12 protein-coding genes and 4 pseudogenes are annotated in these 15,457 nt (G+C 56.7%); 15 read left to right on the top strand and 1 reads right to left on the bottom strand.

The genetic code is table 11. The features are described from left to right. Window positions 1-67: 67 nt before the first annotated feature. From PPOP_RS25145 to PPOP_RS11365, 12 genes and pseudogenes are all read left to right on the top strand, one after another. Window positions 68-190: pseudogene (locus PPOP_RS25145) on the top strand (hypothetical protein); the annotation flags it as partial. Window positions 191-199: 9 nt separating this feature from the next. Next, complete coding sequence (locus PPOP_RS11410; protein WP_306304722.1) at window positions 200-724, top strand: BsuBI/PstI family type II restriction endonuclease; 525 nt, start codon at window positions 200-202, stop codon at window positions 722-724. A gap of 259 nt (window positions 725-983) precedes the next feature. Next, window positions 984-1,651 (top strand): annotated as a pseudogene (locus PPOP_RS25140) (IS256 family transposase); the annotation flags it as partial. Window positions 1,652-1,683: 32 nt separating this feature from the next. Further along, window positions 1,684-1,773 (top strand): annotated as a pseudogene (locus PPOP_RS25955) (hypothetical protein); the annotation flags it as partial. Between the two features lie 62 nt (window positions 1,774-1,835). Further along, window positions 1,836-2,237, top strand: a pseudogene (locus PPOP_RS25950) (IS3 family transposase); the annotation flags it as partial. A 36-nt stretch (window positions 2,238-2,273) separates the two neighbouring features. Further along, entirely contained in the window at window positions 2,274-2,471 is a 198-nt protein-coding gene (locus tag PPOP_RS11395; RefSeq protein ID WP_006286507.1) for a YfhD family protein, read from the top strand. Next, window positions 2,468-2,662 carry a hypothetical protein gene (locus PPOP_RS11390; protein ID WP_006286506.1) on the top strand — a complete coding sequence of 65 codons (195 nt, stop codon included), beginning with the start codon at window positions 2,468-2,470 and terminating at the stop codon, window positions 2,660-2,662. Before PPOP_RS11395 ends, PPOP_RS11390 begins: the two co-directional genes overlap by 4 nt. A gap of 156 nt (window positions 2,663-2,818) precedes the next feature. Further along, window positions 2,819-3,796, top strand: coding sequence for a 50S ribosomal protein L11 methyltransferase (gene prmA / locus PPOP_RS11385; RefSeq protein WP_042228513.1), 978 nt, complete (start codon window positions 2,819-2,821; stop codon window positions 3,794-3,796). A gap of 63 nt (window positions 3,797-3,859) precedes the next feature. Further along, entirely contained in the window at window positions 3,860-4,543 is a 684-nt protein-coding gene (locus PPOP_RS11380; RefSeq protein WP_006286504.1) for a site-2 protease family protein, read from the top strand. Between the two features lie 104 nt (window positions 4,544-4,647). Then, window positions 4,648-5,412, top strand: a complete 765-nt coding sequence (locus PPOP_RS11375) for an RsmE family RNA methyltransferase (RefSeq protein WP_006286503.1) — start codon at window positions 4,648-4,650, stop codon at window positions 5,410-5,412. Between the two features lie 3 nt (window positions 5,413-5,415). Then, window positions 5,416-6,765, top strand: coding sequence for a tRNA (N(6)-L-threonylcarbamoyladenosine(37)-C(2))-methylthiotransferase MtaB (gene mtaB / locus PPOP_RS11370; protein ID WP_006286502.1), 1,350 nt, complete (start codon window positions 5,416-5,418; stop codon window positions 6,763-6,765). 151 nt (window positions 6,766-6,916) lie between these two features. Continuing rightward, window positions 6,917-7,351, top strand: coding sequence for an NUDIX hydrolase (locus tag PPOP_RS11365; protein ID WP_006286501.1), 435 nt, complete (start codon window positions 6,917-6,919; stop codon window positions 7,349-7,351). Between the two features lie 53 nt (window positions 7,352-7,404). Here the strand turns inward: PPOP_RS11365 and PPOP_RS11360 are convergent, their stop codons facing one another. After that, a complete protein-coding gene (locus PPOP_RS11360; RefSeq protein ID WP_006286500.1) occupies window positions 7,405-8,367 on the bottom strand; it encodes a Na/Pi cotransporter family protein in 963 nt (320 codons plus the stop codon). A gap of 171 nt (window positions 8,368-8,538) precedes the next feature. Between PPOP_RS11360 and PPOP_RS11355 the strand changes: the two genes are divergently transcribed. The 3 genes from PPOP_RS11355 (at window position 8,539) to PPOP_RS11345 (ending at window position 15,001) form a co-directional block, all read left to right on the top strand. Next, window positions 8,539-9,906, top strand: coding sequence for a class I SAM-dependent rRNA methyltransferase (locus PPOP_RS11355; RefSeq protein ID WP_042228528.1), 1,368 nt, complete (start codon window positions 8,539-8,541; stop codon window positions 9,904-9,906). Window positions 9,907-9,981: 75 nt separating this feature from the next. Beyond that, the gene (gene addB / locus PPOP_RS11350; protein ID WP_042228509.1) at window positions 9,982-13,533 is read left to right on the top strand and encodes a helicase-exonuclease AddAB subunit AddB; all 3,552 of its coding nucleotides are present in this window, start codon (window positions 9,982-9,984) and stop codon (window positions 13,531-13,533) included. Next, window positions 13,505-15,001: a UvrD-helicase domain-containing protein gene (locus PPOP_RS11345; protein WP_006286497.1), complete on the top strand. Its 1,497-nt coding sequence runs from the start codon at window positions 13,505-13,507 to the stop codon at window positions 14,999-15,001. The genes addB and PPOP_RS11345 overlap by 29 nt, the downstream gene beginning before the upstream one ends. Window positions 15,002-15,457: the final 456 nt, after the last annotated feature.

The following is a 15,457-nucleotide window of genomic DNA, read 5'->3' as shown; positions in this document are numbered from 1 at the left end:
ATGGGGAAATTAGATGAAGCAAAAGAAATATTAAAGGCATTAGGAATGCCTAAACAACAATACTGATGAAGAAAGAGCAACTAATAGTCCTAAATATTCTTATCGTTTGACTGATGAAGTTTTAGATTTGATTAGATCTTATGAAAATAACGAATGGGAAGAAAAACTGGAAGAGTGGTTAGAAAGTCATGAAACCTTAATGGAGAAATATACGCAAATTCGTGAAATGACTATGATACCTGTAAAGGTAAACGGACAAGATTTTCATTTTAGTCCTGGGAAACATAATATGTTGCAAAAGGCTATTATAGAAGATTTTGCTCCTCGCTTTGCCCCTGGAAGTGAAGTTTTATATGTTGGGGACACGGAGAAGAAAGACTTGATTAAAAATAGAGAAAAATTACAGGAACTTGGTGTCCGCATTACTGATCATGATAAGCTCCCAGATGTTGTTTTATATCGAGAAGATAAGAATTGGTTGTATTTCATTGAATCAGTCACAAGTGTTGGACCCGTTTCGGTAAAAAGAATGAATGAAATTCAGGACATGTTAGAAAAATGTGATTGTGGAATCATTTACGTAACCACCTTCCTTGATATGAGTAGTGAACATGGATTTAAAAAATTCATCGACCAAATTGCATGGGAAACAGAAATTTGGGTTGCTGATAACCCTGATCACATGTTTCACCTAAACGGAGATAGGTTTTTAGGTCCACGATAGAAAAATGGAGTATGTGAATGTTGCTTTAAAATTGTAATCACTACATATAGTGAAAGAAAGGGCATTGATCTCATTAAAAAATGGGACGATGCCCCTTTTAATTGTAATCCAGTTAGGAAGGCATCTATATTGGATTGTCAACAGTAAATCAAACAACTTTTTTAAGGGCTAGATTTCGATAGTGGAGGGTCTGTAAAATAGATGGTGTAAACTCCAAAACCTACTAAAATGGAAGTAAAAGAAAGGTTGTGGAGAACACATGGGACTGTGGACGAAAGAGCAATTGCGAGCGTTTATCAAAGAGAATAACCTGGTTACCGCTCAGGATGCACAGAATGCCTTAAAGGACTTGTTCGCAGAAACGTTGCAGGAAATGCTCGAGGCCGAGATGGACACCCCTCTGGGCTACAAGAAGCATGACGTGCAGAACAAGCGGACGAGCAATAGCCGCAATGGGAAAAGTAAGAAGACAATCACAAGCGAGTATGGCGAGCAGAAGATTGCGGTTCCCAGAGACCGTCAGGGCGAGTTCGATCCGGTGGTTATCCAAAAGCATCAATCCAACGTAACGGGCATCGAGGATCAAATTATCGCGCTCTACGCCAAGGGTGTCAGCACGCGAGAGATTCAAGATCACCTGCATCCGTTGTATGGCATCGATGTCTCGCCAACGATGATCTCGAACGTGACAAACGATCGTTCCACTCATTAAGGAGGTGGCAGAATCGCCCGTTGCAAACCGTTTACGCTGTCGTGTTCCTGGATGCAATCCACTTCAAAGTGAAGCAGGACAGCGCCATCGTGAACAAAGCGGCTTATATAGTCATTGGCATCGATCTGGACGGCAATAAAGACGTTCTTGGCATGTGGATCGGAGAGAACGAATCCGCCAAGTTCTGGCTGAGCGTGCTCAACGATCTGAAGAATATCTGTACAGCCGTAAAATCGTTGGTTTTCATATGGATGAGTGGATGACCAAAAAGCTGGTATTAACGGCTCTAGACCGCGCCTACAGCCAGCAGCGACCGCGCGGAGAGGTACTGCACCACTCGGATCGCGGCAGCCAGTATGCTTCCCACGATTACCAGGCGCGGTTGCACACCTACAAAAAGAACTTGTATATTTGGAGAAGTTCGAAACACGCAAGCATGCCAAGAAACGCATTTTTAAATACATCACCTGCTTCTACAATGGAAAACGAATCCATTCCGCTATTGGGTACCTTACGCCCAATGAGTGCGAACGTATGTACCGATATGCTGTATCGTTTTCTCGATTCTTTGTGTCTACCCTATTGACAGAGGTACAAGGTTATACTCCTCCACAATGTCTGCTCGGGGTTTTCCGTTTTCGTAAAGTTGCACCATTTGCCATTTTAAACTCTGCTGTGAAAGTACGTCGTTGGTTTGGTGTTGTAGATGATCCGCACCTCCTGTTCATGAAGGCGGACAGGGAAGCGGCTTCATCTGGACTATCGAATAAAGTCCCCACTTCCTACTCATATTATAGATGACCGTCTATGAAATGATAAGGTATAGGAGGAAGGGCAATGACCAATTACCGGGACAGCAGCAGGAAGAACCATCTCAATGCCTTCGAGGAGCAGGCAGATCTCGTCGTCGGCAAGACAAGTACGCCCGTCGGCAAGAACGAAGATGTGGAATTTTCGATCGAGCAGGCGGACGCCGACGATCTGGTGGCGCTAGAGCGCGCCAGACAAGCGGATGAACGGGCGGAACGTCCATGAGACACATTGAAGCGAAATTCCAGGATGAATCGAAGGCTGATGCTTGCGGGCGCAAGCTGAACGCCCTGCGGGCGCATGCCATTCAAGTCGTTCCTCAGGAAGACAGTTATATCGTATCGGCCGATGTGAACCATGCCGTGCTTGATCAGGCATATGCCGTGATGCGCGATTACGAGGGCACCCTCTTATAAGGAAACAGAACTCCTACGGCGAGCGGGGTTGACCGCTCGTTGTGTGGAGTTTTATTTTTGTGTACAATAAATAGAATGTGCGGGCGGTTATGAATCGTACGGGGGATCTCCGTCAAATTTGTCGGTACTAATCTCATTTATAGGGGGGACACCATCGTGCACTGGCATGAATTAACGATACATACTCGAGAAGAAGCGGTCGAGATGATCTCCAACTTCCTGCATGAGGCGGGAGCGGGAGGCGTATCGATCGAGGAATCCGGGACGCTGAACAAGGAGCGGGATACGACCTATGGCGAACTGTATATCGCCCCGCTGAACGATATTCCCGAAGGCGAGGCGAAGATTCAAGGCTACTTCGCGGAAGGGGCGGATCTGGCGGTGATCGAAGGCGAGTTGGCCGGTCGCATGCGCGAGCTCCGAACGTTTGGAATCGATCCGGGCGAGGCCGCCATGTCCTGGCGCTCCGTTCATGAAGACGATTGGGCGGATGCCTGGAAGCAATATTTCAAGCCGGCGCGCATCACAAGCAAGCTGACGATCAAGCCGTCATGGGAGCCTTATACGCCGACGGCGGAGGAGAAGGTAATCGAGCTCGATCCCGGCATGGCCTTCGGCACCGGAACCCATCCTACGACGACGCTCTGTCTCCAGGCGCTGGAAGGCGTTATTCAGGGCGGGGAAGATATCATCGATGTCGGAACTGGCTCCGGCATCCTGGCGATCGGGGCGTGCAAGCTCGACGCCCGGCATGTGCTCGCCATCGACCTGGACCCGGTAGCGATCAAGAGCGCTCGGGAGAATGTGGCGATGAACGGGCTTAATGATGTTGTTACGGTACGGGAAGGAGATCTCCTGTACATACTGAAGGCGAGCGGAACGGACGAAGCGCCGTCGCTTGGCGTAACGCTTCCCGTTCAGATCGTGGTCGCCAACATTTTGGCCGAGGTGATTCTGCTGTTCGTTGAGGATGTGTTCGCCGCGCTGCAGCCAGGCGGAATATACATTGCCTCAGGTATTTACAAGAACAAGGAAGAAGCGGTAGAACGGGAGCTGATCCGCCACGGCTTCCTGATCGATGCGAAGCATCGCGAGGAGGATTGGGTCGCTTTTGTCGCCAAAAAACCAATGTAAAAAAAGAAACTGAAAACCGGCCTTATTAAATTTGTATTTAGAAGAAGGGGAGGTAATATATGGATGGATTTTTTGGATAATTTTTTCGCCGTCGATTGGGAGATGCTGCCGTTTCTCGTGTCGGTACTGCTGATTGCCTTTACAATTCATGAATTTTCGCATGCCTATTTTGCCTGGAAATTCGGGGATCCGACCGCGAAGATGCTTGGCCGCGTCAGTCTGAATCCGGCGAAGCATATTGACTTCCTCGGCTTGCTGTTCTTCGTTATCGCCGGCTTCGGCTGGGCGAGACCGGTGCCGGTGAACCGGGATAACTTCAAGTATCCGCGGCTGATGGGAATCGTAGTATCGGCTGCCGGACCGATCAGCAACTTGCTGCTGGCCTTTATCGGGACAATCGTCATTCAACTCGGCCTTAAGTTTGGCTTTGTACAGTTGGAATCTCCGGATCGTATCCATTTGGCCATCTCCATCTTTTTGGAATATTTCATTACTTATAACGTGCTGCTGTTTCTGTTCAATCTCATTCCGCTGCCGCCGCTGGACGGGTACCGTATCGTCGAGGATCTGGCGCCGCGGAACCTGCGTCTGCGCTTGCAGCAGTTCGAGCAATGGTCGATTCTTATTTTCTTGATGCTCGTATTTATTCCGCCGCTGCGGGCCAAGACGATTACGCCGCTGTTCGAGCTGATCGAGCCGATCGTATTTTCCTTCTCGCGGTCCGCCGCTTATCTGGTCGGCATGTAGAAAGCTTGTAGAATACCGTCCTGCAGCCGTGGACTTTCTGGAAATATTACTGCCAATCTAGCGCGTTGCGCGCAAAACGTGTATGATGAGGAATGTTGATTACGATGCAAAAATACTTTGTCAGCCCCGAAGCGTTCGGGGAGCAGCACATACGGATTACCGGCGCGGATGCGCATCATATCGTCAATGTGATGCGGGCCAAGCCGGGCTTTACTTTTCTGGTGAACGACGGCGCCGGCCGTGAGGCCGTGGCCGTGTTCGAGAGCGGCGACGGCGAGACGGCCATCGCCCGGCTGGAGGAGCTGGTCGCTGCCGATCGGGAACCCGCAGTCGAGGTGACCATCGCCCAGAGTCTGCCGAAGGGCGACAAGATGGAACTGATAATACAGAAATGCACAGAGTTGGGAGCGACGGGATTCCTCCCGTTCCTGTCGGAACGCACGGTCGTGCAGTATGACGCGAAGAAGGAAGCCAAGCGGCTGGAACGCTGGGCAAAGATTGCGAAGGAAGCGGCGGAGCAGTCTCATCGCAACCGCGTTCCCACGATTGCGGCGCCTGCGGTCTGGGCAAAGCTGACCGGGCGGATCGTGGCCTATGATCTCGTGCTGATCTGTTATGAGGACGAGCAGGGAACGCAGCTCCGCGACGTGCTGGAACCTTTCCGCGAAGTGCAGCGCGGCCGGGAGGCAGCCCGCATTCTGGTCGTAATCGGACCGGAAGGCGGGTTTTCGCTGCGTGAGGTGGAAGCGGCCACGGCGGCCGGCGCGGTCTGTGTCAGTCTCGGTCGCCGCATTTTGCGGACAGAGACGGCGGGCATAGCGGCCTGTGCCTGTATCATGTATCAATTCGGAGAAATGGGAGGAAGTTGAACAATGCCATCGGTAGCGTTTTATACGTTGGGCTGCAAGGTGAACTTCTATGATACGGAAGCCATTTGGCAGCTGTTCAAGCAAGAAGGTTACGAGCAAGTCGACTTTGAAGCGACGGCTGACGTCTATTTGATCAATACATGCACCGTTACGAATACCGGCGACAAGAAGAGCCGCCAGATGATCCGGCGGGCCGTTCGCCGCAATCCGGACGCCATCATTGCAGTGACCGGCTGCTATGCGCAGACCTCCCCGGCGGAGATTCTCGATATTCCTGGCGTCGATCTCGTCATCGGCACGCAGGATCGGGACAAGCTGATGGATTACATCGTGCAGCTTCAAGCAGAGCGCCAGCCGATTAACGCCGTGCGCAACATTATGAAGACGCGTGCATTCGAGGAGCTGGACGTCCCGGATTTCGCGGAGCGGACACGTGCCTTTTTGAAGATTCAGGAAGGCTGCAACAATTTCTGCACCTTCTGCATCATTCCGTGGTCTCGCGGGCTGTCCCGCAGTCGCGACCCGCAAAGCGTCCTGAACCAAGCCCGTCAGCTCGTGGCGGCTGGCTACAAGGAGATTGTGTTGACCGGAATTCATACCGGAGGCTACGGCGACGATCTCGAGAGCTATGAGCTGACCGATCTGCTCTGGGCACTGGATCGCATCGATGGATTGGAACGGGTGCGCATCAGCTCGATCGAAGCGAGTCAGATCGACGATCGGATGATTGACGTGCTGAGCCGTTCGTCGAAAATGTGCCGCCATCTTCATATTCCGCTGCAGGCGGGCAACAATGAAGTGCTGAAGCGCATGCGGCGCAAATATACGGTCGAGGAGTTCGGCGACAAAATCACCCGCATCCGCGACGCGATGCCGAACGTAGCGATTACGACAGACGTGATCGTCGGCTTCCCGGGCGAGACGGATGAGCAGTTCCGCGAAGGCTACGAATTCATGAAGCGGGTCGGCTTCTCCGAGATGCACGTCTTCCCGTACTCCAAGCGTACTGGAACGCCAGCGGCGCGCATGGAGGATCAAGTGGACGAGGAAGTGAAGCATGCCCGCGTTCACGATCTGATCGATCTGTCGGAGCAGATGCAGCTCGCATACGCCGAGCAGTTCGTCGGACAGGTGCTTGACGTCATTCCGGAACGCGATCATAAAGGGGCGCCGGGAACCGGCCAAGTATTGGGCTATTCTGACAACTACCTGCAGATCGTGTTCGACGGAGACGAGTCGCATATCGGCCAGCTCTGCCGCGTCAAGGTGACGCAAGCCGGCGTGAACGAATGCTTTGGCGTGCTGACCCGGGTGCTCGGGGAAGAGGCGGGCGCTCAGGCAGCCAATATGTAATGAGGTAGAATACAGAGGATTCCACTGTCGCTTCTTGTGCAAGGAGCAGGTGAAATCCTCTTTCCTTTCGGTTACGATATACCTATTCATCAGCTTTAATGCGGCGGGCGGAAAGGGACATGAGCGCGCCGCACACTTTTTACGTTGGAGGATGTTCGCAATGAAAGAAATATCAGCGGGAGGCGTCGTCTACCTTCGGCGCGGGGAGCGGATCGAGTTCCAGTTGATCCAGGATCGTTACGGCAAAACTTCCTTGGCCAAGGGAAAAATGGAGCCCGGGGAGACCATCGAACAGACGGCTCTACGGGAAATCCGGGAGGAGACCGGGATTGAAGGGAGGATCGTCGGTAAGCTGGACACGATCCGCTATCAATACATGTCGCCGGAAGCCGGCAGGGTGGATAAAGAGGTTCATTATTTTCTGGTCGAGGCGAAGGCCGGGCAGCTCACGCCCCAGGCAGAGGAGATCCGCAGCGTCGAATGGTATGCGCCGCAAGCGGCATGGGCGAAGCAGACCGAATCCGGGTATGATAACAATAACGGTATTCTGAGCAAGGCCTTTGCGCAATTGGGGATTGCCTTGTAAACGGCCGCTGTTCGCCTTGTCGCCCGAGATCGCAATCTCGGGAATTGCGATCGTTACCGAAGCCGGTCCCACAGCTTCAGATAGCATAGCGGGAGCGCCAGGACAGAGCTCGCAATATTGAATACCGTCTGGGCGCGGGCGATCTGGGCGGCCGGATCGGCGGTGAGCCAGGCGGCCAGCGCATGGAGTTGGCCGATTAGTGGATAGAACAGGATCGCTCCCCCCACATTGAGCGCGATATGGCTCCAAGCGACGAAGTGGCCGTGCCGGCTTCCGCCGAGCGATGCGATAAGCGAGGTGAAGCAGGTGCCGACGTTGGAGCCGATGACGATAGCGATGCCGATCTCGACCGGCAGAGCGCCGATAGCTGACAGGCCCATCGCCATAACGATAACGGCCGCGCTGCTGTGGACGACCGCTGTAAGGATCACACCGGCGGCCAGCGCCCAGAGCAGACTGTCATTCGACCGCTCCAGGAACCAGGTGAACATACCGCGCTGTTGCAGCGGCCCCCCGATCTGCTTCATCCATTCGATGCCGAGCAGAATGAGGGCGAAGCCGGCGGCGGCCAGCGAGCCGAATTGCAGCGGATGTAGCAGGGAGGCGAGCCGCTTCGGCAGGAGGCGGTATTCGCCGCCCAGAACCGCCGCGCTCCAGCAGGCGAGCGAGCCGATGAGCAGCGGCAGCGCATAGCGGCTGATGTTGAGGCCGATGAGCTCCGTCGTCAGGCAGGTACCGACATTCGTACCGAGGATGATACCGAGTGAGCGCGAGAAGCTCAGCAGCCCGGCGTTGGCCAGCCCGATGGTGATGACCGTGATGGCGGTGCTGCTCTGCAGCAGCGCCGTCATGCCGGAGCTGAACAGCATGCCGTGCAGTGGCGTCCGTGTGGAACGGTGCAGGAAGCGGTTCAAATAAGGTCCTGCCCATGCGTGAAGGGCGAGCTCCATCGTTTTCATGCCAACAAGAAACACAGCCATTCCGCCTAGCAGCGGATACCAGATTTCTGCAAACATATGCCGGACTCCTTCGTCATTCCACACCAAACGCGGGTTCTATCATTCGAGCTGGAACCAGCTTGAGAGGGAATAAGTGAACAGCCTATACTGTCACTGTATGCTTGCGGATGGACGACAATGACAAGCCCGGCTGAGCCGAGAGGGGATATGCAATTGAAGCAATCGACAATAGCAACCGTAATCTTGAGCCGGAATCGCAAAAAACGGACAGAGCACGGGCACCCATGGGTGTTCCAATCCGAAATCGAGCGCGTGGAAGGCAATCCGCAACCGGGGGCGCTCGTCGACATCAGGAATGCCCAAGGCCAATATGTGGCGACCGGATACTATAACCCGGCTTCCAAAATCATGGTGCGCGTCATTAGCTATCAGCCCGCCGACGCGATGGATGCCAGCTTTTTCAAGGAGCGGCTGCGGCAGTGCCTTGAGCATCGCAACCGGTTCCTGCCCGGAGCGACGGCATACCGTCTCGTCTATGGCGAAGCCGATTTTCTGCCGGGACTGATCGTGGATCGGTTCGACGATGTGCTCGTCGTGCAAATATTGACGCTCGGAATGGACCTGGCGCGTGATGCGATAATACAGGCCTTGGTCGAGGTGATGAATCCGCGCGGCATTTACGAACGAAGCGATGTGCCGATTCGGGAGAAGGAAGGCCTCGAACAGAGAACGGGCGTGCTGTATGGCGATTGCCCGCGCCATCTGCCAATAACCGAGAACGGATTGCAGCTTGAAATCGATATTATCGAAGGGCAGAAGACGGGCTATTTCTTCGATCAGCGTGAGAACCGGGCGGCGATAGCGCCGCTGATGACCGGATGGGGCGCCCGCAGCGGGATTACGCTGACGGATATCGCAACGGAGGCAGGCGTACGCACCGTGCCGGTGAACACCAATGGCAAGGAAGTGATCTTTCCATGGTGGGACGGAGCCACCGTGCTGGAATGCTTCTCCCACACCGGAAGCTTCACACTGCATGCTTGCAAATATGGGGCCAAGAAGGTGACTTGTCTCGATATTTCTGAGCATGCTATCGAGAGCGCGAAGCGCAACGTGAAGCTGAACGGATGCGCGGATCGGGTAGAATTCGTGGTGGCGGACGCGTTTATGTATTTGCGGGAGCAAGTGCAGGGAAGAGAGGAGCGCATCAAGCGCGGCGCAAGCCAGTCGAAGGCGGATACGTCGAAGCCGATGACTGCGGGCGGCGGCAGCACCTGGGATGTCGTCATTCTCGATCCGCCCGCATTCGCCAAGACAAGGCAGGCGGCGGAAGGGGCGTACCGCGGCTACAAGGACATCAACCTTCACGGCATGAAGCTCGTTAATGAGGGCGGATATTTAGTGACGGCAAGCTGCTCCTATCATATGAAGCCGGAGCGCTTCCTGCAGGCGATCCAGGAAGCCGCCTATGACGCGGGCAAGGTGTTGCGCCTCATCGATTGGCGTACGGCAGGGAAGGATCATCCGCAGGTGGCCGGCGTCGAAGAAGGACGTTATTTGAAATTCGGCATTTTCGAAGTTCGCACTAGACGATAATAAGCCAGCATACGGCATGGCAGCGTACATATTCAATTTCAATGGTCAGATGTACGGGAAAGCGGGGGATAACCATTGGCTTTGCAATTCGTAATCGGACGCTCGGGGAGCGGCAAATCGGCGCATCTGCTGAATGAGATTCGGCAGAGGCTGGAGACTCAGCCTGAAGGTCCGCCCATGATTCTGCTCGTACCCGAGCAGAGTACGTTCCAGGCGGAGCATGCACTGGTCACCTCGGAGCGCCTGTCGGGGATGCTGCGGACGCAAGTCCTGAGCTTCCGGCGCCTGGCGTACCGCGTCATGCAGGAGACCGGAGGCACGGCGCTCACGCCGATTGGAGAGGAAGGCAAGAAGATGCTGCTGTACAAAATTTTGCAGCGGCACAAATCCGACCTGCCACTGTTCGCCGGGGCAGCGGAGCAATTCGGCTTCATCGAAAAATTGAATGATCTGTTCGACGAGATGAAGCGGTACCGGATCCAAGCTTCCGAGCTGGATGAGCATGCCGCGTTCGTTCAGGAGCATGTGGACGGCCAGCCGCTCCTATCGGCCAAGCTGCACGATTTGTCCGCCGTGCTGCACGAGTTCGAGACCGAGCTGGAGCAGCATTATGTGGACGGCGAGGATGTGCTTGTCCGGTTGGCGGAAGGCATTCCGCACTCGGACTATGTCCGGCACGCGGAGATATGGATTGACGGCTTCAATGGCTTCACGCCTCAGGAATACGCCGTGCTGGCATCGCTGCTGCTGCATGCCCGCAACGTCACCGTAGCGCTCTGCCTGAATCGGCCTTACGCCTTGGGCGAGGAGCCTCATGAGTTGAACCTGTTCCATCCTACGGCGACGACCTTTCTCAAGCTGAGCAGCTTTGCCGATACGCTCGGCGTCGATACGGGAGAAATCATACAGCTGGACGGACAGGGCAGATTGCCAAGATTCGCTTCCTCGCCGATGCTCGCCCATCTGGAGTGCCATTTCGACCAGCGTTCGGCTTATCGCCCCGCCTCCCCCGCCGAAGAGCGAGCGGAAATTCGCGTTCATGCTGCGGTCAACCGCCGCGCGGAAGTGGAAGGGGCGGCGCGCGACATGTTGCGCCGGGCGCAGACCGAGGGCGTTCGCTGGCGGGAGATGGCCGTCATGGTCAAGAACTTGCCGGATTACACGGAATTGATCGATACGGTCTTCGGCGATGCGGGGATTCCTTATTTCACGGATCATAAGCAGGCGGTGCTCCATCATCCGTTCGTCGAGATGACGCGCGCAGCGCTGGAAATCCTGATCGGCCACTGGCGCTATGATGCGGTATTTCGCTTCGTAAAAACGGACTTCGTCCTGCCGGAGGATGGGAGCGTGACGAGGGAATCATTCGATCGGCTGGAGAACTACGTGCTGGCTTGCGGCATCGAGGGCTCGAAATGGACGAACGGACACCCGTGGCCTGCCGAGCCGCGACAGTCGCTGGATCCTGACGATCCGGTCGCCGCCGAGACGGCCGAGACGATGGAGGAGCATGCGCCGGAATGGGCGGAGCAGTGCCGCTGCCGGCTTGTCGAGCCGCTCTCCGCGCTGCAGCGCTCGCTCGCGCGCAGCCGGCATGTGCAGGACATGTGCGAGGCGCTGTACGCGTTCTGGACCCGTCTCGGGGTGCCGGACAAGCTGGAGCGGATGAGTCAGGAGGCGCTGCTGGACGGCGATGTGCAGCGTTCCCGGGAGCATCGCCAGATCTGGGGCGAGATGTTGGATATATTGGACCAGATGGTGGAGATGCTGGACGGGGAGAAGATGCCGCTTGAACTGTTCGCCGGGATGCTGGAGACGGGCTTCGAGAGCGTGAAGCTGGCGCTCGTGCCTCCCGCGCTCGATCAGGTGCTGATCGCGTCCATAGATCGGACGCGTTCGAGCCAGATCAAGCATTTGTACGTGCTCGGGGTTAACGACGGGGTTGTGCCTGCGCGCCCGATAGAGGATGGGCTGCTGACCGAGTATGAGCGGGATCTGCTGCTCACGATCGGGATGGAGCTGGCGCCCGGCATCCGGCGCAAGCTGCTGGACGAGCGCTTCGTCATCTATCATGCCTTCACTTCTCCGAGCGAGAGCTTGTGGCTCAGCTACGCACTGGCCGACGAGGAAGGCCGCTCGCTGCTCCCTTCGGAGATGGTGCGGCAGATCCGGGAGCTGTTCCCGGGCATGCAGGAGGCGCTCCTACTGGCGGAGCCGAATGAATTTCTGCCGGAAGCGGAGCAGGCCGATTTCATCGCCTATCCGGAAGCGGCGCTTAGACAATTGATCGCCCAGTTCAGGGAATGGCGGCAAGGCCGCCCGATCGCGGATTTGTGGTGGGATGTGTACCGGTGGTTCGCAGCGCAGCCGGCTTGGCGGGATCGGCTGAAGACGGTACTTGGATCGCTCGCCTACCGCAACCAGGCGCAGATGCTGACGGCCGACACGAGCCGGAAGCTGTACGGGCAGCGATTGCGGACCAGCGTCTCCCGTATGGAGCGGTTCGTCGCCTGCCCGTTCTCGCATTTCGCCTCCCATGGCTTGAAGCTGAAGGAACGAAGGCTGTATCGGCTGGAGGCGCCGGATATCGGCCAGCTGTTCCATGCGGCGCTAAGCCGCTTCGCCGGCGAGGTGCAGGCCCAGCACCGCTCCTGGGCGGAGCTGACGCCCCAGGAATGCCAGGCGGAAGCGGATCGCATCGTCGATCTGCTGGCGCCCCGGCTGCAAGGGGAGATTCTGCTTAGCTCCGAGCGGTACGGGCATATCGCGGGCAAGCTGAAGCGCATCGTCGGACGGGCTGCGGCCGTCATGGGCGAGCATGCCAAACGGGGGACATTCGAGCCGGTGGCGCTGGAGATGGATTTTGGCCCCGACAAGCCGCTGCCTCCGCTCCGCTTCACGCTGGACAACGGCTGCACGATGGAGATCATCGGCCGCATCGACCGCGTCGACAAGGCGGAGAGCGAGCGGGGCGTCCTGCTGCGGGTGATCGATTACAAGTCGAGCCAGACGGATCTGGCTCTTCATGAAGTGTACTACGGGCTGTCGCTGCAGATGCTCACCTATTTGGACGTGCTCCTTGCGTATGCACAGGAGTGGCTTGGCACGGAGGCGACAGCCGCCGGAACGCTTTATTTCCACGTGCACAATCCGATCCTCCAGGCGGCCAACGGCTTGAATGAGGAGCAGGCTTACGAGCAACTGCTCAAGCGATTCAAAATGAAGGGGCTCGTCCTGGCCGACCGGGAGACCGTCCGCCTGATGGACGGCTCGGTGGAGCAAGGGCATTCCCAACTGCTTCCGCTGGCGGTGAAGGCGGACGGATCATTCTACAGCCATTCCTCCGTCGCTACGGAGGAGCAGTGGGAACTGCTTCGGGGGGCCGTTCGTTCGGTCATTCGGGATATCGGAACGCGCATCACGAACGGCGATGTGGTGATCAAGCCGTACCGGAGCGGCACGTCGACGGCATGCGATTTTTGTTCCTACAAGCCAGTATGCCAATTCGACGAATGGGTTGACGGCAATCAATATCATCTGTTGCCGCGGCTGGGCAAAAACGAAGTATGGACGAAACTGAAGGAGGGCGAAATGGAAGATGGATATGAACCGCGGGGAACGAATTAGACGCGGATACGAGCGCGGCGGCGAGGCCGGGGGGACATCCCGCTTGCCGTCAGCCGCTGCAGCCGGGGAGGATGGCGACGGCGTCCTGACAGTCGCAGCGGCGCCAGTGAGTGAAGCGTCTGTGGAGCTGCCGCCAAGGCCAGCCGAGAGCACGTGGACCGAGGAGCAGTGGCAAGCCATCGTCAACGGCGGCGAGAACATGTTGGTCGCGGCGGCAGCCGGTTCCGGGAAGACGGCCGTATTGGTCGAGCGCATTATCCGCCGCATCAGCGACGAGTCGGCGAGGCGGCAGGTCGATCAGCTGCTCGTCGCTACCTTCACGAAGGCGGCGGCCGCCGAGATGCGGGAGCGTATTCGGCTGGCGCTGGAGCGCAAGCTCGAGGCGAACCCGGATTCCGAGCATTTGCGCCGCCAGCTCGTCCTGCTGAACCGCGCCTCGATCACAACGCTGCACTCCTTCTGTCTGGAAGTGATACAGCGGCATTTCCAGGCGGTCCAGCTTGATCCGGCCTTCCGGGTCGCGAACGAGACCGAGATCGAGCTGCTGCGCCAGGACGTGCTGGAGGAGCTTTTTGAAGAGCACTATGCCAGCAAGGAGCCGTCCTTTACGCGGATGGTCGATTGGTTCAGCGGAGAGCGCAATGACGAAGCGGCTTTCCGGCTCGTCCACCGGCTCTATGATTTCTCCCGCAGCCATCCGTGGCCGGAGGAATGGCTGGACGGCATGACGGCTTCATTCAGCCCGGCGGACATCGCCGAACTGGGCCGCTCCCCGTGGACGGACAGCATGATGGCGGCGGCACGACTGACGCTGAACGGCATTGTCAAGCTGCTGCGCCAGGCGATCACCCTGACGACGGCTCCGGGCGGTCCGGAGCCGTACCGCGCCGCGCTGGAGCAGGAGCTGGCCGGAGCAGCCGCGCTGGCGGACGCGGCCTCGTCTGTGCCGTGGGAACGGATGCATGAGTCGTTCGGACTGCTGAGCTTCGGGCGGCTTGCGGCCTGCCGCGGGGAGCAAGTTGACAAAGAGCTTCAGGAGCAAGTGAAGCGTCTGCGAGATCAGGCGAAGAAGCGCCTGCAGCAGGTGCGCGACGAGCTGTTCCGCCGGACGCCGGAGCAGTTCTTGCAGGAACTGCATGCGATCCGGCCGGTGCTTGAAGTGTTGACTTCCGTCGTGCGCGAATTCGGTGCCCGGTTCGAGGCGGCCAAGCGGGCGAAGGGATGGCTTGATTTTGCCGATTTGGAGCATTACTGCCTGCGCATTTTGCGCGAACCTTCCTCCACGCCGGAGAGGCCGGTGCCGTCCGCAGCCGCGCTGCAGTACCAGGAGCAGTTCACCGAGATTTTGCTCGACGAGTATCAGGATACGAATAGGGTTCAGGAAGCGATCGTGGATTTGATTACCCGGCCCGGACGGGGCAACCGGTTCATGGTAGGCGACGTGAAGCAGAGCATTGTGCGCCCATAAGGCGCATCCGTTTTCCCCGTTAAGCCGGGGGGCTTCAAGGGTATCGAAGCCATGTCACCCAACTTATCCAGAAGGGAAACTTGATGGGGAGTGCAGCATGTTGGGAAAGTCGCAAGTTGGTGAGCTAACACACCACGACTGAGCGGCGAGACATAAAGATAAGTACGAGGATGAAAGCTACACTGCTTAAAGTCTAGTCCCAGCGGGGCCATGTTTCCCGGCAGGAAAGTTAGCTGCTACCTGACCTCAGCGCGATGGACAGCGGATCAATTGAACGCTGTCAGACACTTCGGTTTAGATAAATGCTATAATCCGAAGTGATACCCAAGCTTCTCCAGCGCTGGCGCACACCTGGATGGGTGGAACGGACGAAAGGACCATCCGACAACTTATCGTGCTTGGACGGTTGTGACTAAATGGGGATTACCTAAGTGGGAACGCCGCTATGGCTATATC

Source organism: Paenibacillus popilliae ATCC 14706 (assembly GCF_000315235.1).
Classification (GTDB): domain Bacteria; phylum Bacillota; class Bacilli; order Paenibacillales; family Paenibacillaceae; genus Paenibacillus_B; species Paenibacillus_B popilliae.
This window is presented reverse-complemented; position numbering and strand designations above follow the sequence as displayed.